Source organism: Segatella maculosa DSM 19339 = JCM 15638, assembly GCF_000382385.1.
Taxonomy (GTDB): domain Bacteria; phylum Bacteroidota; class Bacteroidia; order Bacteroidales; family Bacteroidaceae; genus Prevotella; species Prevotella maculosa.
Genome location: NZ_KB908321.1, coordinates 70,302 through 96,043, shown reverse-complemented (window position 1 = coordinate 96,043; position 25,742 = coordinate 70,302). Strand labels below are relative to the sequence as shown.

General features: G+C 50.7%; 21 protein-coding genes. 11 read left to right on the top strand and 10 right to left on the bottom strand.

Annotated features, from left to right (window positions below; translation table 11 throughout):
* Positions 1–7 precede the first annotated feature (7 nt).
* Positions 8–652, top strand: a complete 645-nt coding sequence (locus H164_RS0104065) for a response regulator transcription factor (RefSeq protein ID WP_019967436.1) — start codon at positions 8–10, stop codon at positions 650–652.
* Between the two features lie 644 nt (positions 653–1,296).
* On the opposite strand, the gene H164_RS0104060 is transcribed toward H164_RS0104065, so the two are convergent.
* The 7 genes from H164_RS0104060 to H164_RS0104025 form a co-directional block, all read right to left on the bottom strand.
* Positions 1,297–3,003, bottom strand: a complete 1,707-nt coding sequence (locus H164_RS0104060) for a M6 family metalloprotease domain-containing protein (RefSeq protein ID WP_026356229.1) — start codon at positions 3,001–3,003, stop codon at positions 1,297–1,299.
* A gap of 32 nt (positions 3,004–3,035) precedes the next feature.
* The gene (locus tag H164_RS0104055; protein ID WP_019967434.1) at positions 3,036–3,812 is read right to left on the bottom strand and encodes an EFR1 family ferrodoxin; all 777 of its coding nucleotides are present in this window, start codon (positions 3,810–3,812) and stop codon (positions 3,036–3,038) included.
* Positions 3,812–4,204 carry a DUF1573 domain-containing protein gene (locus tag H164_RS0104050; RefSeq protein WP_008565125.1) on the bottom strand — a complete coding sequence of 131 codons (393 nt, stop codon included), beginning with the start codon at positions 4,202–4,204 and terminating at the stop codon, positions 3,812–3,814. The genes H164_RS0104055 and H164_RS0104050 overlap by 1 nt, the downstream gene beginning before the upstream one ends.
* Before the next feature lie 543 nt (positions 4,205–4,747).
* Positions 4,748–6,415 (bottom strand): bifunctional metallophosphatase/5'-nucleotidase, encoded by a 1,668-nt coding sequence (locus tag H164_RS0104045; protein WP_019967432.1) that lies wholly within the window; start codon positions 6,413–6,415, stop codon positions 4,748–4,750.
* The gene (locus tag H164_RS0104040) at positions 6,393–7,487 is read right to left on the bottom strand and encodes a glycosyltransferase family protein (RefSeq protein WP_019967431.1); all 1,095 of its coding nucleotides are present in this window, start codon (positions 7,485–7,487) and stop codon (positions 6,393–6,395) included. Before H164_RS0104040 ends, H164_RS0104045 begins: the two co-directional genes overlap by 23 nt.
* Positions 7,484–8,461, bottom strand: coding sequence for a glycosyltransferase family 2 protein (locus H164_RS0104035; RefSeq protein ID WP_019967430.1), 978 nt, complete (start codon positions 8,459–8,461; stop codon positions 7,484–7,486). The genes H164_RS0104040 and H164_RS0104035 overlap by 4 nt, the downstream gene beginning before the upstream one ends.
* Positions 8,462–9,049: 588 nt before the next feature.
* Positions 9,050–9,994, bottom strand: a complete 945-nt coding sequence (locus tag H164_RS0104025) for a glycosyltransferase (protein ID WP_025830247.1) — start codon at positions 9,992–9,994, stop codon at positions 9,050–9,052.
* A 78-nt stretch (positions 9,995–10,072) separates the two neighbouring features.
* Here H164_RS0104025 and H164_RS0104020 point away from each other — a divergent pair, with 78 nt between their 5' ends.
* The 5 genes from H164_RS0104020 to H164_RS14375 all read left to right on the top strand — a co-directional run bounded on the left by H164_RS0104020 (position 10,073) and on the right by H164_RS14375 (position 16,175).
* Complete coding sequence (locus H164_RS0104020; RefSeq protein ID WP_025830248.1) at positions 10,073–10,582, top strand: DMP19 family protein; 510 nt, start codon at positions 10,073–10,075, stop codon at positions 10,580–10,582.
* Positions 10,575–11,054 carry an SsrA-binding protein SmpB gene (gene smpB / locus H164_RS0104015; RefSeq protein WP_008565116.1) on the top strand — a complete coding sequence of 160 codons (480 nt, stop codon included), beginning with the start codon at positions 10,575–10,577 and terminating at the stop codon, positions 11,052–11,054. The genes H164_RS0104020 and smpB overlap by 8 nt, the downstream gene beginning before the upstream one ends.
* A 37-nt stretch (positions 11,055–11,091) precedes the next feature.
* The gene (metH, locus tag H164_RS14385; protein WP_019967426.1) at positions 11,092–13,857 is read left to right on the top strand and encodes a methionine synthase; all 2,766 of its coding nucleotides are present in this window, start codon (positions 11,092–11,094) and stop codon (positions 13,855–13,857) included.
* Between the two features lie 462 nt (positions 13,858–14,319).
* Positions 14,320–14,553 (top strand): hypothetical protein, encoded by a 234-nt coding sequence (locus H164_RS14380; RefSeq protein WP_019967425.1) that lies wholly within the window; start codon positions 14,320–14,322, stop codon positions 14,551–14,553.
* A gap of 17 nt (positions 14,554–14,570) precedes the next feature.
* Positions 14,571–16,175 (top strand): hypothetical protein, encoded by a 1,605-nt coding sequence (locus H164_RS14375; RefSeq protein WP_019967424.1) that lies wholly within the window; start codon positions 14,571–14,573, stop codon positions 16,173–16,175.
* A gap of 308 nt (positions 16,176–16,483) precedes the next feature.
* Here the strand turns inward: H164_RS14375 and H164_RS0103995 are convergent, their stop codons facing one another.
* The 3 genes from H164_RS0103995 to H164_RS0103985 form a co-directional block, all read right to left on the bottom strand.
* Positions 16,484–17,626 carry a cytochrome d ubiquinol oxidase subunit II gene (locus H164_RS0103995; protein WP_019967423.1) on the bottom strand — a complete coding sequence of 381 codons (1,143 nt, stop codon included), beginning with the start codon at positions 17,624–17,626 and terminating at the stop codon, positions 16,484–16,486.
* Positions 17,623–19,173 (bottom strand): cytochrome ubiquinol oxidase subunit I, encoded by a 1,551-nt coding sequence (locus H164_RS0103990; RefSeq protein ID WP_019967422.1) that lies wholly within the window; start codon positions 19,171–19,173, stop codon positions 17,623–17,625. Before H164_RS0103990 ends, H164_RS0103995 begins: the two co-directional genes overlap by 4 nt.
* A gap of 63 nt (positions 19,174–19,236) precedes the next feature.
* Positions 19,237–19,458, bottom strand: coding sequence for a DUF4492 domain-containing protein (locus tag H164_RS0103985; protein ID WP_008565108.1), 222 nt, complete (start codon positions 19,456–19,458; stop codon positions 19,237–19,239).
* 182 nt (positions 19,459–19,640) lie between these two features.
* Between H164_RS0103985 and H164_RS0103980 the strand changes: the two genes are divergently transcribed.
* Genes H164_RS0103980 through H164_RS0103960 form a run of 5 tightly spaced genes read left to right on the top strand, consistent with a single transcriptional unit; the run spans position 19,641 to position 25,475 of the window.
* The gene (locus H164_RS0103980; protein WP_008565107.1) at positions 19,641–20,513 is read left to right on the top strand and encodes a GumC domain-containing protein; all 873 of its coding nucleotides are present in this window, start codon (positions 19,641–19,643) and stop codon (positions 20,511–20,513) included.
* A gap of 17 nt (positions 20,514–20,530) precedes the next feature.
* A complete protein-coding gene (locus tag H164_RS0103975; RefSeq protein WP_019967421.1) occupies positions 20,531–22,030 on the top strand; it encodes a TolC family protein in 1,500 nt (499 codons plus the stop codon).
* Between the two features lie 23 nt (positions 22,031–22,053).
* Positions 22,054–23,037 carry an HlyD family secretion protein gene (locus H164_RS0103970; protein WP_019967420.1) on the top strand — a complete coding sequence of 328 codons (984 nt, stop codon included), beginning with the start codon at positions 22,054–22,056 and terminating at the stop codon, positions 23,035–23,037.
* Positions 23,038–24,207, top strand: a complete 1,170-nt coding sequence (locus tag H164_RS0103965) for an ABC transporter permease (protein ID WP_019967419.1) — start codon at positions 23,038–23,040, stop codon at positions 24,205–24,207.
* Positions 24,207–25,475: an ABC transporter permease gene (locus H164_RS0103960; RefSeq protein ID WP_019967418.1), complete on the top strand. Its 1,269-nt coding sequence runs from the start codon at positions 24,207–24,209 to the stop codon at positions 25,473–25,475. Before H164_RS0103965 ends, H164_RS0103960 begins: the two co-directional genes overlap by 1 nt.
* Positions 25,476–25,742 lie beyond the last annotated feature (267 nt).

The following is a 25,742-nucleotide window of genomic DNA, read 5'->3' as shown; positions in this document are numbered from 1 at the left end:
AAGCAATATGGAAGAGAACAAAACAAATCCGATGCAGGCTCATACAATGGGCAAACATACAGGCGACAGGCCCAAGATTGCCATCATTGACAACAATATGTTGGCCATGATGGGACTGAAAACAATTCTTTTGAACGTGATGCCTATTGCGGATATCAACACATTCTGCACGTTCTGCGAGATGGAAGCAGCCGGTCCCGACAGCTTCATGCACTATTTTGTCGCACTGAAGGTTGTGCTTGAGCAACGAAACTTCTTTCTTGCGCACAAAAACAAGACCTTCGTTCTCACGACATCTACCAACCCCAACGCACAACTCACGGGCTTTAAGAGCATTTGCATCAACACTTCGGAAGAGCAATTGGTGAAGTCTATCCTGCAATTAGAGCAGCATGGACACGCAGGTGGGCGAAATCTGCCCGCCATGCCAAAGGCTTTGAAGGCCAAACTGCTCAGCGACCGCGAAATCGAAGTGCTTTCACTGATTGCACAAGGCTACATCAACAAGGAAATAGCCGACCAACTCAACATCGGTCTCACCACGGTCATCAGCCACCGCAAGAACATTGTCGACAAACTCGGTATGAGAAGCGTCAGTGCCCTCACCATCTATGCCGTCATGCACGGCTATGTGGACATCAATAAGATTTAAGGTGAAAGTCTTTCTCGGTCCTATTGCCACACAATAGGGTTGTGATGGATTTGTAGAGACGCACGGCTCGTGCGCCTGCTCCACAGGAATAGAAACATAAAAGCATGTTCGTTTGAGCGGACGCACAGACCCGTGCGTCCCTACATTCGCCCAAACGGTTTTTCACATCAGCCATAGCACGTTCTAATCTCAGCCATTTCACCGCGCAATATAACCCATTTTATCGCTTAATATGGCTGAGATTGCACGGTAAAATGGCTGGAATTGAAATGCAAGGTGCAAGTGGTTGATTTTCAATAGGACTTATGTTGCGTTTCGCTTAAATGGCTGTAGGGACGCACGGCACATATATCCACTCCTACGGCCACGCAAATTTACTTTCATTTCCACTTAAAAGGACGCGCAAACCGTATGTCCCCTACTTGCTAAACGAAAAAAAAGCGATGACCTTCACAGGTAACCGCTCCAAATCTTCAATAGGTATTAGTCCTTTAAGGTAAAAAGATTGTTTTCAGGATAACGTATGCAAAGATAAGATATTTTTTTGAATTACCAAACATTTTGCGCCTTTTTTCAATAAAAACATTGAAAAACGTTAATTATATTCATTGATAAAGCTACGAAAATGCTATCTTTTTATGCTTTTACTGCACGACGATTTTCTTGTGATTGATGATATACACGCCCTTTGAAAGACGCGATTTGTCTGTTCCCATATATCTTCCGTCGAGCGAGAATATCCTGTTATCGGTCTGAACATTATCCATTTGAATGGCATCAATGCCCGTGGTATGCTTCTTATAGTCGGCAATATACTTCAAAGTTATCTTGCCGTCGGCCGCGACATTGATGTTTTCGAGCGCCTGATTCACTTTGAAAAAGTTCGTGTTGTAGGAAGAGTGTTCGTTGATGGCCCCTTCCGTGTACCAACAGAAGTTGGGTAGGCCCATCATATCATTCAGTTTGTTCACGCTTCCAGTCCCCGGGAACACATCGCCCTTGAGTTGCGTCTGATATTTCAGTTCCTCTTGCGCGTTAAGTTCCTTATATTTTGGTTCAGACTTGTTATAACGTTTTTTCAGATAGGAAGAGAAGCAGAGCCCGTCGGCCGGAACAACGGCCATGCCCGGCTCGCCTGCCGTGTTATTCGGGTGAGAGAAGAAGTCAACGGGATCGTAGTCAACGACCTTATACACCAACAGTCCGCCATTGGGTGCACCGCCATACCAACCGTTCTTCTTGATGTTCTCCAACAAGAAGTATTCGTTGGCATCATTAGGATTGGCCATTTTGTAAACCACACCGCCCTCATTGGCCGTCTTGTCCATTGTTATATTGGTGTTTGCCGTCAGCGGTTGAATGTTAAGGGGCCAGTTCATCTGCTGCCTTTCCCATGCCGTATAAGGCATAGGAACGAAGCCTCCGTCTCCGGCATACTCGCCACCGTCCATCAAATCCCAAAGTTCCATCTCTTGATTATGCACATATGCAGAGCTGGTTGTCGGATAAATGTCGGGCAATCCCATGGTGTGGGAAAACTCATGACAGGTGACACCGATGCTGTTGATTTGCATTTTTGTCTTGGTTGCATCAGCATAAGCAGGAAAGAGTTCTGCCCCGATGCTGAACCTTCCCAATATTTTGTTCCCTAATTTCAGAGAAGGGTCCGTGAACCTGCTCGCACAAGCCCACACCGTTTTGGCACCGCCACCGTTGTTCTGCCCCAAACCGGCATAAACAACATAGACACAGTCGACGTATCCGTCGTTGTTCGAGTCGTAAAGCGCGGGATTTGTAATCGAAGTCTTCACCAAGTTAACGGCGTCGCGTGCCAATTCTGCCGGCCGCTCGTCATTATTGGAGTTTGCATTATTTCCGCCGTAGTATTCCATGTTCTGCGGAAGGTCAACAGGACCATAGACATCGAAGACCGGCGTAAAGACACCCCGGCTGCAAGCCTTGAAATATTGGGCCACGCTTCCGTGGTTCTTGTCGTTGCCGTTGCCGCGGTTGACAATGGCACCGGGGGCATTAAAGAAGTCGTTGAACGCGGCTTTCGGGTTCTCCACGCGGAACTTTCGGTCCTTGAAGTTAGCAAGAATGACGAGGATATGGGGCGAACCCGTATGCGGCGTATAGTGCACAGAAGGATTGACTGCCCTTGTATGCGTAGGCTCTTGAAAGTTATCGGGATGCTTGCGCGGCGTAATCAGTTGGGCTTCCGGGCTTCCCCATGCGGGAACGGGCACCATCTTTCCGTCGTTTCTTCTGACAAGCAGCTCGCTGTTATCGTCTGCCGATGCCGCAAACGCGACTGCCAGCAAACCAACAAGAAGTAGTATTTTCTTCATATCGTATTGTTTTAGTGTTATTGTGTGAAGTTTTATCTCAAGAAATATTGCCCTTTACGGCGCGTTGCCCAGCCATATTCGATGGCATGGTGCGGGCAATGGTGATAGCAGGCGAAGCAACTGACACACGAGCCGTCGTGCTTCCAGCGGGGACGGAGCCTGTAGCCGCCTTCAACGTTGCCCACGGGGCACACGTTCGCGCATATCCCACATTTCACGCAACGGGCTTCGTCCACTCTAAAAGGCTTGTCTGTGACGAGCCACTTGGCGAACACGGCCCCCAAGAAGCGGCTGTTCGTACGCGGCCAATGGCTCAGATGGACGGGCGAAGCGCCTTTCTCCCGACGCACAATCCGCTCCGCATAGTCCTGCACCTGCAGCGCAGCCTGCCGCAACTTTTCTGCTTCGGCGGCCTTACCGTCCGTGTCCATAAAGGGAAGGCCCACGTAGCTGTTGGGCATTTTCAGCGAGAAAGCCGCATCGGTCTGCAGCCCCACGCACGCAAGGTCTTCGTTCAGGCAGTCCATCGTCAGTCCGATATCGTCGCCCGCCGTACAAAGTGCATAGCAATAATGCGACCGCAAGTCGGCGGCGTCAAGCTTCAACCCACGGACAAACCTGCGGACAATGAGCGGCGGACGCCAGCCATGCACCGGAAAAACAAAGCCAATGCGCTCAGCCGTCTTCAAGGTATAAGCGCATTGGTCTTTCATTGCGGTCGGGATGAAACGCGCCGTCTCTCCCGTTGCCCGGGCCAGCCGCAAGGCCGCCCACTTCGAGTTTCCTGTTCCCGAGAAATAGAAGATCATTATTTCTTCTTCTCCGTCATCACGCCCTCCACATAGAGTCTCGTCATCTCGGTCTTGGCATTCGTGCGCACGGTGACGCTCTTCTTGAAATGGCCGGGAAACTTGCCCTCGCCGTTGTACGTCACCTTCACCTGCCCCTTCTGTCCCGGCTGAACGGGCGTCTTGGTGTAGGTGGGAACGGTGCAGCCGCAGCTGGCGATAGCCTGATTGATGACCAACGGCGCGTCGCCCACGTTGGTGAACACGAACGTAGCCTCCTGAACGGGATTGCTCTCGGAGAACGTCCCAAGGTCTTGCGTCACTTTATCGAACTTTATCTCTGCCTGTTTCTGGCCGTAGGCCGCCGTGAGAATGGTCGTAAGCATGAATGCAATCGTTAATAACTTCTTCATTTTCGTTCCTTTCTTTTGATAAATCAAAGGCAAAAGTAATAAAGTATTTTGAATACTCGCCCTTTTTCGCCGGATTTTTTTTCAGAACAAGCCGTTGCAAACGTTTTAAAATAGGTATGAAAGCGCTTTTACATGAGGACATGAACCTATTTAAATAGGTATATAAATTTTCTCAGACAGGCTTCTTCTGTGATTTACATCCGCATCTTTTATGATTTAGGTGTATATCTTCTATGATTTGCAACCGGACGGAAACGTATTTACATCCGTATCTTTTACCATTTACATCCGTATCTAATCGGATTATCACCATGGAGATAAATGTTTATCACCATGGTGATAAGGTTTTATCACCATGGAGATAAGGTCTTATCACCGTGGAGATAATCCGATTAGATACGGATGTAAATCACGGGACATACGGATGTAAATACGTTTCCGTGCGGTTGTAAATCACAGAAGATAGGGACGTAAATTTTGGAACATACGGGAGAGCGGTTCTTTTTCTCCCGTTCTGATAAGAAAGGAAAGGGGAAACGGGGGTCAGGATGGCGGGAAGAGCAGGCGGCGGTCGCGCGCTAAGGCGGGGAGAGCCAGGGACTCGGGGACGAAGCACCAGTTGTGGTGGATCGTGGCAGGGATTGTGTGAAGGCGTTCGATGTAGGCCATGATGATGGTTCGCTGGTCTTCGGGACTGATGCTTTCGATGCGGCTCGGGATTTCGGCTAAGGGAATGCCGGCACCGCGCGTGAGCAGTTCGCCGCCGCCGTTGCCGCGGTAGCTGTTCATGGCCACGCGGTAGTGGGATTCGTCGGAGAATGGACGGCCGGAAGAGAGGCGGAGAATGTTTATCCGGCTGCCGTGGGGGCGGGCGACGTTGACTTCGTAGTCGATGCCGGCGGCGGTGTCGAAGTTGAAGGCGAGGTTGCGCCAGTGCCACTGCCCGCCGGGCGCTTGCTGCATGAGCATGATGTGGTCTCGGGGCGAGCGCATGGTGGCAATCCATTGGTCGTAGCTCAGTTCGAGCAGTGAGCGGATTTCTCGGCCCGTCATGCGGAGGACGTAGAGTTGGTTCTCGTAGGTGTAGAGGTTGAAGAGGTCGCTGACGCGGACGGGGCCTTTGGGAATGCAGACGTCGAACTTCAGGGGCGCGTTGAGCGAGATGTCGGCCTTGGTGTAGTCGAGTTGTATGTCGTGTATGAGGCTGTTGAAGGGTGCGGGGCCGAAGAAGCAGTCGCGGGTGCAGAGTGTGCGTGCGAGGCTTCCTATTTCGCGGTCGGCGTAGCGGCGCACTTGCGTTATGGTGGGGGCGAAACGGCGCATGAAGGCTGCGTCGACGGGTTCGTTGTCCATGCAGACGAGTTGCGTGTCGATGCTGGTCAGGCGTGAGCGGCCGTGCGCGTCGCGTGCCATGTGGAGCGTGCTTTCGCTCAGGTAATGGGCGTTGCTCGACGGGTTGATGACGTCGATGTGCTTTCCGCCTGCGGATACGGTTGCTTTTCGCAGACGATGGTCGTGCCCGCAGAGTATAAGGTCGATGCCGGCGACGCTTCTTGCCGTCTCGAGCGCGGCGTTCTCGTTTCCCGTGTTGCCTGCGATGCCGCCTTCGAAGCCCGAATGGAAGAGGCCGACGACGACGTCTGCCTGCTCCGTTTGGCGGACATGGGCGACCCACTTGCGTGTCGTTGCGACGATGTCGAGGAATGTCATGCCCTGCCACAGCGTTTCGTGGAGCCAATAAGGGATTGTCGGGGTGAGCATTCCTATGAAGGCTATGCGCGTTCCGTGGACTTCACGAATGGCATAAGGCTTGAAACGGGACTGCAATGTGGCCGTGTCGACTACGTTGGCCGCAAGGACTTCGCAGTGGACCTCGCCCACGTATTTGTCGTAAACGGCACGGCCTGTCTCGATGTCGTGGTTGCCTATCGTCTGAACGTCGTAGCGCATGTAGTTCAATACCTCGGCGGCGACGTTGGGCAATGACGGGTCTACGTAGTTGGAGTAGTAGCAGGCGGGCTGTCCTTGCAGCACGTCGCCGCCGTCGACGAGCAGCAGTCGCCTGCCATACTTCTTGCGTAGCCTTTTGACGTAGGAGGAGACGCGCGCCATGGAGCCGCTGCAGGGCTTCCGTTCGATGAAGTCGAAGGGGAAAAAGCAGCCGTGCACGTCGGTCGTGTGGAGGATTTTAATGTCGAAGGAGGGCTTCATAGATTTCGATATAGCGTCGTGCGACTTTCAGGTAGTCGTGATGCCGCCGGACGTAAAGCATGCTTTCCCGCTTCAGCACGTCGATACGTTCGGGACGGGCCAGCAATCGCCGCAAAGCTTCGCAGACGTCGGCTTCGCTCGGTCTGACGTTGACGATTGGCCGGAGCGTTTCTTCCTGCAACAACGCGTAATGTTCCTCCTCTCCCCCACCGATACAAATCAGTCCGCGAGCCATTGCTTCCAAGGCGTTCATGGCGGGCGTGTAGCTGTAGAGCTGGTCGAGGATAGCGTCTGCATGGTCCATACATTGCGTGTAGGCCGCGAAGGGGAGGCTTTCTGCCAGTTTAAGGTCTACCTTTCCGGAGTATTCGGCCGCTATTCTTTGCGCCGCTTTCAGCATGATGTCCGTACCTTTGTAGGCACTTCGCTCGCGATTGATGCCGAGGAAGAGGCGCAATGTGCCGTCGAACGGGCGCGGCGGATTGTCACGCGGCACAATCGGGAAAGGACAATAGGCCGTTTTGTCGAGGAAAACGGGCTGGTAGCAGACCCAATATTCGTAGAGTCCGGTGATGATTTTGTCGCAGTCGTTTGCAATATATTGGCATAAGTCGCCCTTCGGTGTAGCAATCCACTCCCGAATGTACTTTTGTGCCTCGCGGTCTTGGCGGATTTCGGTGCCGAAATTGAAGTCACTGTAGCGCAACGGAAAGCGCGTGATGCACTCGTGCACCCAATAATAGTCCATGCCGAAGCCACCAAGGACGACACGGCGGTTGTGTTGCCTCAGATAATGATAGAAGAAGTAGAGCCGTTCGGCCTTGATTTCGAAGAACATCGGGTTGATGAGTTGCACGATGTCATAGCCCCTGAGCCTCGGCAGCAGCGAAAGCAGGCGCAGATACAGCCGCAATCCCCCGAACGTTCCGTGCCTGCTGACGTCGATGTCCCGCGGATAGTCTTTCCAGAAGTCTCCGTTGGAGACCACCCTCACCCGATGTCCCAGCCTACGCAGCCCTTTTGCCAAGGTTGCATGCACGTTACTGTATTCACCCAACAAGAGTATTCTCATCTGAAAGTCGCTGCAATGATGATTCCACGTCCCCACTTCGTGTTGCACAATCGGCGGAACAGCGCGTATTTTCGCGTATATCGCTGCTCGGGGAGCGGGAACAGTCCGTGCGTCCTAAGCCTTTCGCAAGCCTTGTCCAGCCGCGTAAGGCTGTGCGTCAGGCGTGCCGTGTTGTAAAGATAGTCCATCGAGAGCTGCGCGATGCGGCGTTTCAGTGCCAGCCGCTCAGGGTTTGGCAAGGAAGCGAGCCTTTCCTGCAAATGACGGACGGCCCGTTCGGTATTCACCTGCCTTTTAACGAGGTCCCGTTTGCCCAAATGATGAATGACAGAGTGCGGGTGCTGCCGATAGAAATAAGCCTTTGCCGAGGTCGTAAAGAGTCGTTTGGCACGGAGAACCAGCAGGGCCGTGAATTCTTCGTCCTCGGCATAGCGGTCGAAGTCGGGCCGGAAACGCAGCCCGTTCAACAACTCTTTCTTGAACAGATAGCCCCAAGCGGCTCCCTTGATGCTGTGCCGAAGCATGTAATCCGCGCCATCGAACGGCCCGTTCACGTCTTCCTGCACGGAGGCGCACTGCCGATGCGTGAAAGCAAAGCCGACCATGTCTGGCTGAAGCCTGCGTGCCACGTCCAAACAATGCTCGTATGCCGGGCGAAGCAGGCTGTCGTCGCTGTCGACAAATTGGATATAGCGACCGCTTGCCATGTCCGTTCCACGGTTACGCGCCACACTTATGCCCTGATTGCGCTGCCGCAGATAGATGATATCGTCGCTGATATCGAGCAATTCGTTGATGGCCGGCCGGTCGCTTCCGTCGTCTATGACAATGATTTCACGCCTTTCACGGCCGAACGACAGGCTGCGTATGCTGTCGATACAGCAGCGAAGCATCGTCGGTTCGGTGTTGAACGTCGTGATAATGAAACTGACCAAAGGCCTGTCTGGTGTATTTTGTGGGCGAAGCATCATCATTTTTAATTCCAACAAATTTACGCATAAATCCCTCACCAACCAAGAATAACGCCGTTTATTTTGTCGTTCAGAAACCAATCCGCAGCAAAAGTCGCAAAAGATAAAGCGAATGGCAAGCTGATATTCATCATTCATGGCCGCTATCTTTGGGGCTATTCTTGTCAATTAAATTCATAACGGATTTGCTTTCGGCTGTAAAAATCATTATCTTTGTGTCGGGGAATGCATGAAAATGCGTTCCCTTTTCTTGTAGATAAGCATACAAAAGTATACAAAATGGTTGAAAATAGCTGCAAACGCATGTTATTTCGCACGCCAAAACCTATCATATTGCGCGGCGAAATGAGGCATATTGCCAGCCGATATGACCTACTTTGAGACGTAAAATGATTGAAACAAGAAAGCGAAATGGCGTTTATCAGTAATCGATGTCTTTTTGTTTTGTTCGCTTTTCAGAAAACTTTGTTAAACTATCACAATGCCCCTTTCCACCTTTTTCACGGAAAAGGGTCCCGCACTTGCAGAATATCGAGAAACCATGTAGGGACACACGGCTCGTGCGTCCATTCAAACGGGCCATCAACTCGGCTACTCGCTCACGCTTTCTCTTATTCTGCGTTGGGTGGAGGCGCAGACCTTGCATCCCTCCAAGGCCCATATTCTCCTGATTTTCCAAAACCATTTGTGAACAATACACAGGCTTTTAAGTCCGAAAAGACGATACAATGTCGGCTTCAGGCCGCCTTTATAAGGCATTCCGTCAGCCAGCAAGAGGGGCCCTCCCAGCCTGTAGACATCCAATTGAATGTTGAGCACGTGCCTGAAATAATCGGCATCGCAACACCGTTTCATGATTTCACGATGGGAACGGAGCATGGCTTCCATTTGCAGGGCACCCGCCGAAGCCGTCAGTCCATGTGGATTGAACCGATAATGATAGCAACCTTGCGCGGTAGTCATGATGCAATGGCAGCGGAATAACAGCCGCGACATCAGTTCCAAGTCCTCAAACACGATACCCGGCTTGAACATTTCTTGTTCGAACAGTGCCTTTCTGAAAATCTTGTTCCATGCATAGGCGTGCGTATAGGCGTGCGTTTTTAACCAATAAGTCTGCCAATCGGTATACACACAGTCAGTCAATTGCAGTCGGAAAGGCGTTGTTCCGCCTCGCCTTTCGACCGGATATTCCAAGAAATCGATGTCGGGTCGGGCCGTCAGCTTTGCCATCAAGGGGCGGTAAGTGCTGGGGTTCAAATCGTCATCACTATCAACAAACGTCACATAATCCCCGTGGGCAATCCGCAGTCCGGCATTGCGGGCCTCGCTCAATCCCTTGTTGGGCTGATGCAAAAGGCTGATGTTCGCATGCTCTTTGGCGTAGATACTGCAAATATTCGGGCTGTTGTCCATCGAACCATCGTCAACCAAGACAATCTCCATGCCTGCAATCTGCTGCCCAATGACCGAGTCAAGACATCTTGACAGTGTGTCTTCGGTATTGAATACGGGAATGATGACCGATAGTTTCATGGCTGCAAAAGTAATAAAAAAAAGGAAGAACTTTGTGTTTTCGGTTAAATTTGCTATTTTTGCAACCATAAACAGATGATGAAAGAAGTAAAAATCAACGACCGGCTACTGCAACAAGCGGCCGAAAAGGGCATGGACGCATTCGTAGGTGTGTTCGTCGATGCGATAACAGCGGCCATCGGCGGCAGTCTGAACAGCCATAATATGGCCGAATTGAATGCCGATCAAATCACGCTTTTGGCCTATCACTATCTCCACGAAGAGGTGATGGACGGCGGATTCGTGCAACTGATTCACAACGGACTGGGAGCTTTCATCTATAAGAACCCAACGGGCAAGGCATTCCGCCAGTGGGGCATTCAGGAACTTTACCAAATCATCAACAAGAGTCATCGCCTTTACGCAAAATACCACGAGGAAATTGAACGCGATTGCACCGATGATGAGTTCATGGCCATGTTTGAGAAGTATCCCGAATTCGACGAATTCGATGATAAGTTCATAGAGAATGAAGAGCAGTTCACCAGTAAGATTGCCCATTACATTGATGAACACATTGAGAATTTTGCAACGATAACGCATGAATAAAGAGGAACAAGAACGCAGAAAGAAGAGTCCTGTCAGGATAAGGAACAAGAAAGCGTCGTTTGAATATCTCTTTATCGACACTTATACGGCCGGTATCGTGCTGACGGGAACCGAAATCAAGAGCATTCGCAACGGGAAGGCCTCGCTGGTGGACGCCTTTTGCGTGTTCTACAAAGGCGAACTGTGGGTGAAGGGCATGAACATCAGTCCCTATTTCTATGGTTCATACAGCAATCACGAAGCCAAACGCGACCGCAAACTGCTGCTGACCAAGCGCGAACTCCGCAAATTAGAGGAGGATGCCAAGCAAGTGGGCTTCACGATTGTGCCGACATTGATTTTCATAGACCCTCATGGTCGGGCCAAGGTTGATATCGCTTTGGCGAAAGGAAAGAAGGAGTTTGACAAGCGTCAGACCCTGCGTGAGAAACAAGACAAGCGTGAAATGGACCGCGCAATGAAGCACTTCTAAGCCGTTAGAAGCGCTTTTTATATACCATTGCTTGAATATGAAAGGACTACGAGAGCTCGTTAAGGAGAGAATATTGATATTAGACGGTGCCATGGGTACGATGGTTCAGTCTTATCAGCTGTCAGAAAGCGACTTCCGGGGGCTGCGCTTCAAGCAGGAAAACGGCCGGCAAATGAAAGGAAACAATGACTTGCTTTGCCTGACACGGCCCGATGTGGTCCTTGATATTCACCGACGCTACTTGTCAGCTGGGGCAGATATCATCGAAACCAACACCTTTTCGGCACAAAGCATCTCGCAGGCTGACTATGGATTGCAGGACATTTGCTATGAACTTTCCTATGAAGGGGCCTGCTTGGCCCGTCAAGCCGCCGACGAATTCACCACGGAAGAGAAGCCACGCTTTGTGGCTGGGGCCGTAGGACCAACGAACAAGACCTGCTCGATGAGTCCCGATGTGAGCGATCCTGCTGCACGCGACCTGACATACGACGCGCTTTTTGCGGCCTATGAAGAGCAGATAAGGGGACTATTAGACGGCGGAGTCGACGCCTTGCTCATTGAAACGATTTTTGACACCTTGAATGCCAAGGTTGCGATAGACGTCGCTGTTTCACTGATGGAGCAACGTGGGCTCGACTTGCCTATCATGTTGAGCGTCACCGTCAGCGATTTGGCCGGTAGGACATTGAGTGGGCAGACATTAGAGGCCTTCTTGGGCAGCATCAGCAGCTATCCCGTCTTCTCCGTGGGCCTGAACTGTTCTTTCGGAGCACGTCAGATGAAACCTTATCTGAAAGAACTCGGCAAGAAATCACCTTATTATATATCCGCTTACCCCAATGCGGGGCTTCCTAATTCCATGGGGCAATATGACGAAACTGCCGAGAGTATGTCACCACAAATCGCCGAATTCATGGACGAAGGCTTGGTGAACATCGTGGGAGGTTGCTGTGGAACGACCGATGAATTCATACGGCGATACACCGAAATGGCCGAAGGAAAGCCGCCCCGTCAACCGATTGAGAAGCCCGAAAGCATGTGGTTGAGTGGACTTGAGCTGTTAGAGGTCAGCAAGGAAGTGCGTTTCGTGAACGTCGGTGAGCGTTGCAACGTGGCAGGAAGCAAGAAGTTCCTGCGCCTGATCAAAGAAAAGAACTACGAAGAGGCCCTGACCATCGCCCGAAAGCAGGTGACCGACGGTGCCTTGGTGATCGACGTCAACATGGACGACGGCCTGCTCGATGCCCGAACGGAGATGGTGAACTTTCTCAATCTGATTGCCTCCGAGCCCGATGTCGCCAAAGTCCCGGTCATGATCGACTCCAGTAAGTGGGACGTTATCACGGCCGGACTGAAGTGTATGCAGGGAAAGTGCATCATCAACTCCATCTCGTTGAAGAACGGAGAGGCCGAGTTCGTCAGTCATGCCCGCGATGCCAAGCGATATGGGGCAGCCATCGTGGTGATGTGTTTCGACGAAACAGGACAGGCTACGACCTACGAACGCAAGATAGAAATCGCTGAAAGGGCCTACCGTATCCTTGTCGATAAGGTGGGCTTCAACCCACTCGACATCATCTTCGACCCGAACATACTTTCCATTGCGACCGGTATCGAGGAGCACGACAACTACGCCGTCGACTTCATCAAGGCTACGGCGTGGATAAAGCAGCATCTGCCGGGAGCGCACATCAGCGGTGGTGTCAGCAACCTCTCGTTCTCTTTCCGCGGAAACGACTATATCCGAGAGGCCATGCACGCCGTGTTCCTCTACCATGCCATACATGAGGGAATGGACTTCGGTATCGTGAACCCGGCGACAAAGGTGACCTATGCCGATATTCCTGCCGACCGGCTGCGCATCATCGAAGACGTTGTCTTGAACCGAAAGCCGGGTGCGGCCGAAGAACTCATCGAATTGGCTGGCCGCATCAAGGCCGAAGCGGAGGAAGCCAAGGCAAACGGGGCCTCCGTTGGGAGCGGTAATGCAGAACAACACGAAGCTTGGCGGGAACAACCTGTGGACAAGCGGCTGGCTTACGCATTGAGGAAAGGCATCGGCAACTACATGGAAGAAGACCTTGCCGAAGCCTTGCGGCAATATCCCCATGCCGTGAACATCATCGAGGGACCGCTGATGGACGGAATGAACGAGGTGGGCGAGCTCTTTGGCGAAGGAAAGATGTTCTTGCCGCAGGTGGTGAAGACGGCACGCACCATGAAGCAGGCCGTGGCCATTCTCCAACCCCACATCGAGGCCGAGAAGACCGGAGATTCCTATAAAGCCGGCAAGATTGTCTTAGCCACGGTGAAGGGCGATGTGCACGACATCGGGAAGAACATCGTGGGCGTGGTGATGGCCTGCAACAACTATGACGTGATAGACCTCGGCGTAATGGTGCCCGCGGAGCAGATCGTGAGAAAAGCCATCGCTGAAAAGGCCGACATGATAGGCCTTAGCGGACTGATAACCCCGTCGCTGGAAGAGATGGTCAACGTGGCCAAGGAGATGAAGAAAGCCGGGCTTGACATTCCGATTATGATTGGTGGTGCTACGACAAGCCAGCTCCATGTGGCCTTGAAAATAGCCCCCGTCTACGGCGGCCCTGTGGTTTGGATGAAAGATGCCTCACAGAACGCACTGATTGCTGCCAAACTGCTGAACGACGCTGAGCGACAAACGCTGACCAACGACCTGAATGCGAAGTATGCCGACCTGCGCGAAGGCTACAACCAAGAACAACAGAAACTCCTGTCCTTGGAAGAGGCTCGCAAGAACAAGCTCGACCTGTTTTCATAAATTCATTGCTCAATTCTTTGGTTGTTTCAAAATAAAGCCTTACCTTTGCCGCCAAGATGATATTTTCAATCAACGATAATAAGATGTGTACGGTGATGCAAAGAAACTTTGATTTCTCTGCATCTTTTAACGCTTATTATTTGGTTAATCCAAATAATTTGCTAACACACACACACACACACACACAGGCGAGCGACCTATAAATACTTACGCGTACGCGCGCGAGGCAAGCCTCGTAACCCATATAGACAAAGGACTTCCGCGGAGTTTCCTTTGTTCCATAACTCGTGTCCCATAATGAGCAAAGATGAACAGCTTTTGCATGTAGGGACGTACGGCTCGTGCGTCCGCTCAATGCGGTGGACAAGTAAATGAGTGAACGAGTAAACATACCATTTGGAACGGACGCACGAACCGTGCGTCCCTACATACCAACAGCGCAAAAAAGATAAAACAATAAATATGGACAAAATGGAGAATAAGAAACGCCCTTATGTATATCCGTGCATAGCGGTGATAAAAACAGAAACGGACAACATGTTGGTAAACACTTCAACGATGAACGGCGGACATAACCAAGGCCACGTAGGTGGCGGTGGTGGAGATGCCAAGCGGGCATGGTTCGACGAAGACGACTTTGAAGAAGAAACAGAAAACAGCGAAGCCTCCACGACTTACAATCCGTGGGACGAATAAACCAAAAAGAAAGAACAATGAAGACAATAAAGAAATTCTTGATGCTTGTAATGTCAGTCCTGCTGTCAGTAGGCTGCACCAACAATGAAGCGACAGACGGAAACACACAGGGAAAGCAGGAGCCCCTGCAGGGAACGACTTTCGTGGGAGGTATTGCGCCCAACGCTGGTGCTAAGTCTGGCACTCGCACATCGCTCAATGTCGTTCTGCCGAGTGGCACTACCGTGGACTATTTCTGGGAGAAAGGCGACAAGATTTGGACTGCTGACAACGCAAACGGTGAGGCTCAGATAACGACAACATCGCCAACTGCTAAGTTCCAAATGGGAAAGGATTACTTCACGCCTACTGTTGCGCTGTACTATCCGGGCAAGAATGCCACGAAATACAATGAAGTAATCATTGCCACCACACAGACACAAACTGCACCCAACAACACACAGCATCTCGGTGCTGCAGGTGACTGTGGGACGGCCACAGCGCATCAGCAGCTCGACGGTACTTATCAATTCAATCTCGACCATCATGCAGCCTACATCTGTCTGCTACCCCGGTCTTCCAACCCTTATATCCAACGTAGTAAAATCTTTAAGATAGAAATCATATCTGAAGACAACATTGCCGGAACCTACACACTCGGTATGACCGGCCTTACGGGAACGGGCAGTAGTAAAACCATCACACTGACTACAGGTAGCGGTTTCGAGGTGAACAACACCTCTACCAATCAATCCCTCAATGCCGCTTATGCCGTGATAGCTCCAGGTACACACAACCTTGTGATACGCTACTGGTTGCGGAATACCGTAGACAATCCATCCGGTACCATTGAAGGCACGGTTACCAAATACTTCTCCGGCGCATTTGTCGCTAACACGGTGAGTCCTATTACTGCTAACCTTGACATTGCCAATCATAGCAGTATATATTATCAATTTGGTGCAAAGAAACATTATTGGGATGGCTTTGAAAGTGTACAACCTAAAGTAAACGGTGGACATGACGAGCATTATCCAGGAGGTTATGGTGATCTTACTCCTCCGCATCAATTTGAGTATGGAGGGAGAAGTTATTCACTAACACTTGACTATGCCTGGGAACCTCCAACGAAAAATATGCCTTATTTTGGAGATATGACATGGTATATGCGATACGGCAACCCTACTTACGACGAAGAACTCTTTACAGTGATGGGGCATCTTTACAAAGGACGTGTGTTAATGAAAAAGAGCACCGTATTACAGACCGAAGGACATTGGAACACCACGGTTAATGCTTATGGAAAGACGAAAGTGTCTTATGACAAATTGGACATTCTAAATACATTCCTTGATGTAGGTACAGGTACCTTTCCGAAAACAATCTCCTTTCCAACATCTAAAACTCCGCTTACCTATTCTGACCGCGATAACTACTTTGCCTTACCTTTCCTTGGCACCTATTATCATGGCACATTGGAAGACGTGGGCACAAAAGGATTCTATTGGACAAATACTAATAAAGATGCCTATGACTATATGGGTGCGGTTCCCCTTGAAATCTTTGAGAATGAAATTAAGATAACAGAGTCAAGGTCAAGAGGCTATGCGATGAACGAAGATGGGGCAACCATGTTCAAATAATATCATTAATTCATTATCCCCTTATAGTATAAGAAGAATAGGCAAGCTCGTCGTAAGGCAGACGCAATCTACTCCTACTTTAGACGTGATGTAGTCCTACTTTACATCATGTGTAGTCCTACTTTACATCATGTGTAGTCCTACTTTACATCACGTGTAGTCCTACTTTAGATAAAGTCCCGCCACGGAAGCCTCCCCAGCCCATCAAAAAAAGGGAGGCTACGAACTTGCGGGCAATAAAGGAAAATAGACCTTGCGAACACTTTAGTTTGCAAGGTCTATTTCATTTATATGTATGTTAGGTATTCTTAATACGCTTCGCCGTTTTTGATTTCCTCACGGTCTATCTTCTTACTATCGATGGCGCGCCAAGCGTAGAAGATGTAGGCCAAGACAAAGGGTATCAACAATGAGACAACGGACATCGCACTCAGAGTGAACTTGCTGCTGCAACTGTTCACGATGGTCAGGCTGCTCTGTAGGTTGGCCGTAGAAGGATAATAGGCCGTGTTGTTCCAACCGGCAAGGAGCAGGAGGGCTATCACCGTGAGAACGACGCCGATGCCTGCAGTCCAGATGCCACGAAGATAATCGGGCTTCATCATTGTTCGTACGACGGCGAAGAGCAACAGGACGACGCCCGTGAGGAAGACGATCGAAACATACCACATCACGGTCATGTTGTGCAGGTATTTCATCGGTTCCATGAAGATCGTGCCCGTTTCGGGATTGTAGGCAAAGCCATCTTTCAGTAGTGTGCGCACAAGGAACGAGAGGAACAGCACGAGGAAAGGCACCACATTATATATAAGGTGGCGGCGGGCACGGGTGTTGATGGCTTCGTCGGCCACGTTGTTGATGATATAGAACAGCCCTAAGACGCGGGCCAAGAACATGACCGACAGTCCGAAGACGAGGTTCCATGGGTCGAGCAGCGCATCGAGCCCGTTGCTTGCGTTGGCCCAACGGCTGATGACGGGCTGCAGCGTGTCGGTGATGTTCATCTTGTTGACGAGGAAGTTGCTGCCGTTGAAGAACGTGGCGACAGCTCCGCCCAAGAGCAATGGGCCAAGGATTCCGTTGATGACAAGGAAGCATTGGAAGGTGCGCGGGCCGAGCAGATTGCCGAGCTTGTTCTGGAACTCATAACTCACGGCCTGCAACACAAATGTAAAAAGAATAATCATCCACAACCAGTAGGCTCCGCCGAAGCTTGTGCTGTAGAACAACGGGAACGAGGCGAAGAATGCGCCGCCGAAGGTGACAAGTGTGGTGAAGGTGAACTCCCACTTGCGACCGGTGGAGTTGATAACCAAGCGGCGCTCTTCGGGCGTATGCCCCAGATTGAAGAGTAAAGAATTTGCCCCCTGCACAAACATGAGGAACACTAACAAGGCACCCAACACGGAAACGAGCAACCACCAATAATGCTGTAAGAATGTGTATGTCATACGTTCGGGGCCTCCATCCCCTTCTTGATTTGTTTCAAAAGAATGTTGATTTCGACGGCAAGCATGGTCGTGAAGAGCACGAGGAACAGGAAGAATGTCAGCATGATGCTGCCCGAACGGAGGTCGCTCACGGCAACCCATGTGGGCAGCATGTCTTGAATGGTCCATGGCTGACGCCCCATTTCTGCTACAATCCAGCCTGCTTCACTGGCCACATAAGCCAAAGGCACAAGCACAATGGCTGCAATGTGGAGCCAGTGCCAACGACGATGCGTGATGTCCTTGCGCCATGTGATGTGGCCGGCAACAAGGAAAAAGAGAATGAAGAGGCAACCCAGTCCCACCATGACACGGAATGCCCAGAAGCTAATGGGGATATTCGGCACGATTTGGTCGGCCGACTTCACGTAGCCATAGCCGAAGTATCGGATATTGTCTGCCAAAGTCTTACGTGTGGTCACGTCTTTCTTCCCTGTACGGTATTGCTGCAATGCCAAGATTGCCTTACGTCCGCGCTGCATCTTCTCGGTCACGGAAGGCTCTCTGGTCCCGTCTGCTTTCGTGTAACCGGCGATAATGTCGTTCACACCGGGCACATAACCGTCGAAGTCGCGTGTGGCCAAGAAAGAGAGCGCCTTGGGAATACCTATCTTGAAAGGTGGTTCCTGTCCATTCTGATAATCTGGTTGCCCGAAAGGCGATACCCAAGCGACAGCTGTCAGAGGCTGTGAGTGGCCTCCGTTGTAGAGTGCCTCCATGGCTGCGAGTTTCATCGGCTGAACCTTTGCCACTTGATAAGCAGAACCGTCACCGGTGAACGCTGCCAAGAGTGAAGCACAAAGACCGACAACCGTAGCAATCTTCATGCTGTTGACAGCCAACTTCCTTTCGCGACCTTTCAAGAGATACCAACTGCTCACTCCGACAACGAAGATTGCCCCAATAATCCATGAGGAAGTAATGGTGTGACAGAACTTGTTTACGGCAAAAGGAGAAACGGCTACCTCCCAAAAGGAATTCATTTCGAAACGCATGGTATCGGGATTAAACTCCTGCCCAATTGGATATTGCATCCATGCATTAGCCACTAATATCCACCAAGCCGAGAGGGTCGCCCCGATACCTGTAAGCCATGTTGAAGCCAAATGGAAGCCGGCCGATACTTTTTTCCACCCGAAAAACATTACAGCTACAAAAGTACTTTCCATGAAAAAGGCAAGGATTCCTTCTATAGCAAGTGGCGCTCCGAAGATGTCGCCCACGAACCACGAGTAATTGCTCCAGTTGGTTCCGAACTCGAATTCAAGGATAATACCCGTAGCAACTCCCATAGCAAAGTTTATCCCAAAGAGTTTTTGCCAATACATGGAAGCGTCTTTCCAAAACTGCTTCCGTGTACGGTAATAACAGGTTTCGACAATTCCCATGATCACAGCCAGTCCCAACGTCAATGGAACAAACAGCCAATGATAAATGGCAGTCAATGCAAATTGTGCCCGTGACCAGTCTATTGTGGCTGCACTGACATCCAATATTTGATGCATCATAATGTAATTTTTGAGTATTTATTAAATGTATATTTCGTAAATCAAGCTGTGAAGGCGATGCTTTCAAGGCATACGTTGTTCTAACTGCGAATTGACAAAGTCGGCTTCACCTCCAACCTTTGCTCGAGTCCCGATAAAATCAGGAAAGAAGAACAACTTCAACACCGCAAAGATGACAAACAGTTTAATCAGGATAATCAACCATAATGTTCTCCCCAAAGTCATCTGTCGGAAGCCATCATAATAGAGGTAGAATGCTTTCTTAAAGAACCCTCTTGTCTTCATCTTATTTGTTCGCTATTGTTTGGGGCGACAAAATTAAGAAAAATATTTTAATGTTGTCCTTTTTTTCGGTAAAAATGCTAAAAAAGCATACTATTAAAGTTTACACATTAAAAAACCTTTGCCAATTAAGATTTAATAGGTAAATTTGCGTTGTTAATCAACGTTAGAAGCTAAACAGCAATATGAATAAGAAGCTATTGATTCCAATGATTATCATTGGATTGTTCCTTGTGGCCGGAGTTATTTATCTGTGGGTCACGCTAGATAACCAGAAGAAAGAAAACAAAGCGATGCAGGAGTTGGCTGAACTCGACAAAAAGGAAATGGAAAACGAATATCAGCAGTTTGCCAACCAATATAGCGAGATGAAGACGAAAATCAGCAATGATTCTATCATTGCCCAACTAACAGCGGAGCAGGAGCGCACACAACGTCTGCTGGCTGAACTTAGAAACGTCAAAACCACCGATGCTGCAGAGATAGCACGACTCAAAAAAGAATTGGCTACGGTAAGAGAAGTTCTGAGAAGTTATATCATTGAAATTGATTCGCTCAACAGACTGAACCAGAATTTGACTGCAGAAAACACACAAATCAAAGGACAATATGCCGAGGCTACCCGTCAGATAGAAGGTTTGAGTAGTGAGAAGGCTACACTCTCTGAAAAGGTTGCCATTGCTTCACAACTTGATGCTACAGGCATTAGTCTGCAGGCAAAGGACAAACATGGCAAGACAACGAATAAGATAAAGAAATGTACAGCCTTGCAACTGAACTTCACTATTACCAAGAATGTCACTGCAGGAAACGGCACGAAGACCATTTACGTGCGTATCACTTCGCCAACGGGCACACTACTTGCAGGCGGAGGGTCGTTCCAATATGAGAACAAAAGTCTTGCAAGTTCTATGCAGAAAACCATTGAATACGGAGGGCAGGAAATCCCCGTCACCTTGTATTGGAACGTTAACCAAGCATTAATGGAAGGCACTTATAACGTCAGCATCTTTGCTGACGGTAACATGATCGGTTCCCGAAGCTTTACGCTAAAATAAGACATCAGTCATAAGAGATGAAGAAGATATTTTTCATACTAATCCTTTGTAGCGTTGGTCTTCCTATCGCGGCCCAGAAGGTTCTGACCCTCGACAGTTGTCGTGCGTTGGCTTTGCACAACAATAAACAGATCAACGTCTCCAAGTTGAAGCAGGAGATGGCACTGAATATCCGAAAGGCTGCCAGAACGAAGTATCTGCCGAAAGTGGATGCGGCGGGGGGCTATCAATACTTCAGTGAATCGATTTCGCTCTTGAGCAAAGACCAGCAGGCGGCTCTCAACAACTTGGGCACCAACCTCGCAACTGCAGCAGGCGGAAGCCTCACCGGCATGATTACCGGACTTGTGCGGCAAGGCATCATCACTCCCGCCGTTGCACAACAAATCAATGGTATGGTAAACCAAGTCGGTGCTCCTATGGCGGCAACAGGCAATGAAATAGGACAATCCATCACCAAGGCCTTGGAGACCAACACCCATCATATTTGGGGTGGAGCGGTCATGGTTCGGCAGCCCATCTACATGGGCGGAGCCATAACGGCCATCAATACTATTGCAACCATCAACGAGCAGTTAGCGGCCAACGATGCCGACACAAAGACACAGGCAACGCTCTACAGCATTGACCAAGCTTACTGGCTCGTCGTTTCTCTGAAGCAGAAACAAGTGCTTGCGAACAGCTATCTCAACTTGGTGAAGAAGTTAGACAGCGACGTGAAGAAGATGATCCGTCAAGGGATAACCACACGGGCTGCAGGTTTGAAGGTAGATGTCAAGGTGAACGAAGCCGAGATGCAGGTGACACAGGTCGAAGACGGCCTTGCCTTAGCAAAGATGCTGCTCTGTCAACTCTGCGGACTCCCGATGGAGCAAGACATCGTCTTGGCCGATGAAGACAGAAAGCAATTGAACGTCAACCTTGAAGAGCTTTCGACCGACGTTGCAGACAAATCATCGGCCAACAACAACCGTCCCGAACTTCGAACGCTGCAGAACATGGTCGACATCAGCCAACAGGTAACCCGACTCGTCCGCGCCGCCTACCTGCCCCATGTCATGCTCGCAGGCGGCTACCTTATCAGCAATCCCAACCTTTTCAATAGCTTCGAGCGCAAGTTTGCCGGGACATGGAACGTAGGCGTCATCGTGCATGTCCCCGTGTGGAACTGGTTCGACGGTGCCTATAAAATAAGAGCATCGAAGGTTGCTACAAGCATGGCCCGAATGGAACTCTCCGACGCGCAAGAAAAAATCGATCTTCAGGTTACGCAAAGCCGGTTCAAGGTGAAAGAGGCCCACAAACGCCTGATGATGGCCCGCAAGAACATCAAGAGTGCAGAAGAGAACCTGCGTTGCGCCAACATCGGCTTCAAAGAAGGAGTCATGGAGACAACAGACGTTATGGCAGCACAGACAGCATGGCAGCAGGCCCAAAGCCAACAGATTGACGCGGAAGTCGAGGTTAAACTGGCACAAGTGAACCTGCAAAAGGCCCTCGGCGTATTAGTTTATTAACATCTAAAGGAAACAAACCTATCATGTCAGCAAAATCACAGCATAACAACATTCTACTTGCCATCATCGGCTTCGTTCTCGTCATTGTCGTTGTCGGACTCATCGGCTTCCTTACGCTCGACAGAGGAGACGACACCATTCAGGGCGAAGTCGAGGTTTCTGAATACCGGGTATCGTGCAAGTTGCCCGGCCGCATCGTTGAGCTTCGCGTGAAAGAAGGCGACTTCGTACACATAGGAGACACTTTGGCTATTCTCGAAATCCCCGAGATCGACGCACAGAAGAAAGTCGTCCAAGCAACAGGAGCTGCAGCCCAAGCTTTGCAGGACCTCACCGATGCCGGAGCACGAAAGGAACAGATACAAGGGGCTTTCGAACTGGTGCAGCAGGCGAAGGCCGCCGCCGAGATAACGCGGAAGACCTACAACCGCATGCAGAACCTCTACAACGAAGGCGTCATCAGCGGACAGAAGCGTGACGAGGCTTTCGCTGCCTTCAAGGCTTCAGAGGCGCAAGTCAAAGCCGCTGAAAGCCAGTATGAAATGGCAAAGAACGGAGCAAGGACACAAGAGAAGCGAATCGTTGCCAACAACGCACAAGCAGCAAAGGGTGCCGTAGATGTCGTCAACTCCCTGTTGAAAGAAACTGTCCAAGTGGCACAAGTGGAGGGAGAAGTCAGCGACGTCTATCCGAAGGTTGGCGAACTCGTAGGACTCGGCTCGCCCATCATGAGCATATCCCTCTTGGACGACCAGTGGGGCTCCTTCAACATTCGCGAAGACAGGCTCAACGGCATGAAACTCGGAGACACGTTCAAGGCCTTCGTTCCTGCCTTCAACAAAACAATAAGAATGAAAGTCTTCTACATCAAGGATCAAGGAAGCTACGCCGTGTGGAAGGCCACCAAGACCACCGGAGCATACGACCTTAAAACCTTTGAAGTGAAAGCACGCCCCCTCGACAAGCTCGACGGATTGCGTCCCGGTATGAGTTTGATCAAGAAATAAATGCATATCCTCCGACAGATATACAGGATTGCCCTTCGCGAATGCGGCATCATCATCAAGAACCCCATCTACTGGTTCTGCATGGTGCTGTTTCCCATCTTCATCATCTGGTTCTTCACCTCGATGATGCAGGCCGGCGTACCGACCGACATGCCCGTCGGAGTGGTCGACCTTGACAACACCACAACAACCCGGGCCATGATTCGCCGGCTCGACGCTTTCCAAACCACTAAGGTCGCCGCCACCTACGACAACGTGAACCAAGCCCGGAAGGCTATACAAGAAAACAAAATCTACGCCTTTCTCTACATTCCCCGAGGCACAACAACAGGACTTGCCACTGCAAGCCAACCCAAGATTTCCTTCTACTACAGCAACGTCACCCTCGTTGCCGGGTCCATGCTCTACCGAGACCTTAAAACCGTGGCCGCGTTAGGTTCGGCAGCCGTCGGCCAACAAAAGCTCGCCGCCGTGGGGAAGACTGGTAACGAGATACGCACCTTCTTGCAACCGATAGCCCTCGACCTTCATATGATCGGAAACCCGTGGGCCAACTACAACGTTTACCTTACCACTGCAATGGTGCCCGGACTCCTGATGCTGTTCGTCTTCCTTATGACGCCTTATTCCATCGGGACAGAACTTAAGTTCAAACGCTCAAGAGAATGGATGGCCATGGCCGACAACAGAACATGGGTCGCCCTACTTGGCAAACTTCTGCCACAGCTGATGCTCTTTCTCACAATCTTCTATGCCTTTGAGTTCTATATCTACTACGTGTTGGAATTCCCCCATCCCGGCGGTATATTCCCCATCCTCCTGCTGGGGCTTCTCGCCGTCACCTCAGCTCAAGGCTTCGGCATCTTTGCTTTCGGACTCATGCCCAGCCTCCGCATGTCGATGAGTGTCTGTTCGCTTTGGGCCATGATCAGCTTCTCAACCAGCGGCGCCACCTATCCCGCCTTCGCCATGAGTCCTTTCCTTGAGGGAGTCGCACAGCTCTTCCCCTTGCGCCACTACTACATGATCTATCAAATCGGCATCTTCAATGGCTTCCCACTCGCCGACGCATGGTTCAACATCGCCGCCCTCGTGTGCTTCAGCCTGCTACCCCTCTTCACATTGTGGAACATCAAGCGTTCCATGCTCTTATACGTTTACATTCCCTAATGGAGAAACACAGTTTGCTACAGAAAATCGTCAACGGCCTCAAAGACATGTGCTATATCTGGGCCAAGGAAATGCGCTCCACCGTCACCGACGAAGGCGTGCTCATCTTCTTCATACTCGTCCCCATAGCCTACCCGCTGCTCTACTCGTGGATCTACAACAACGAGGTCGTCCGCGACGTGCCCGTGGCCATCGTCGACCAAAGCCACAGTCAAACCTCCCGCCGTTTCATCCGCGCCTTCGATGCAAGTCCGGAGACAAAGACGGCCTACTTCTGCGACAACATCGACGAAGCCCGAGACCTCGTGGCCAAACAAGTGGTGCGCGGCGTGCTCTACTTCCCGAGCGACTTCAGCCATAAACTTAATCGGGGAGAACAGGCCCACATCGGCGTCTATTGCGACATGAGCCTCATGCTCACCTACAAGGCTATCTATCAGACTGCCCAATCCGTAGCCACCGACATCAACGCCGGCATACAAATAGCCCGGTCGACCAACTACACCGACCGCGACGAAGAGCTGACCACCCAGCCGCTCGATGTTGAAGAAGTGCCCCTCTTCAACACCACGGGCGGCTATGGCAATGCCATTATCCCCGGCGTGCTCATCCTTATTCTACAGCAAACCCTCCTGCTCGGCATCGGACTTGCCGCCGGAACAGCACGCGAGAACAACCGCTACCGCGAACTCATTCCCATCAGCAAGCACTACGTCGGCGTCTTCCGTATTGTCTTCGGAAAGGCCCTGTGTTATTTCATGGTCTTCGCCCTTATGGCAGCCTACCTCACACGCTGCGTGCCCCATTTCTTCCGCTTCACTACCATGGCAGGCGGACCAGAACTCGTTGCCCTGCTGACGCCCTTCCTCCTGGCCGTCATCTTCTTCGGAATGGCCCTCTCGGCCCTTGTGAGATACCGGGAAAACGTGATGCTCCTCGTCGTCTTCACCTCTCTGCCGCTACTCTTCATGACCGGCATCTCGTGGCCGCAGACCAACATGCCTGCCATCTGGCAATACGTGGCCAGTGTGTTCCCATCAACCTTTGGCGTGCGCGGCTTCCTGCGCCTCAGTAGCATGGGCGGCAATCTTCACGATATCCGCCCCGAACTCATTGCCCTTTGGATACAGGCCGCCCTCTACTTCTTCGCCACCTGTGCCGTCTATCGTTTCCAAATCAACCACACTCGCCAACAGGCTTTCGACCGCCTCGATATGCTCAAGCGCAAAGCCGTGGAAGCCAAATCCAATCGTAATATCAAAGAGTAACACCAAACTCAACTCTCCCAAAAGCCTCTCCCCCAGTCCTCTCCCCGACCCCCACTGGAAGTCCTCTCCTACCTCCAATGGACATCCTCTTCGACTTCCACTGGAAGTCCTCTTGTACCTCCAATGGAAGTCCTCCCCGACCCCCACTGGAAGTCCTCTCATACCTCCAATGGACATCCTATTGTATAGATACTATCTATCCTCCTCTATATATAGTATCTATAGCTTCCTATACATACTATCTATCCTTTCCTATATATAGTATCT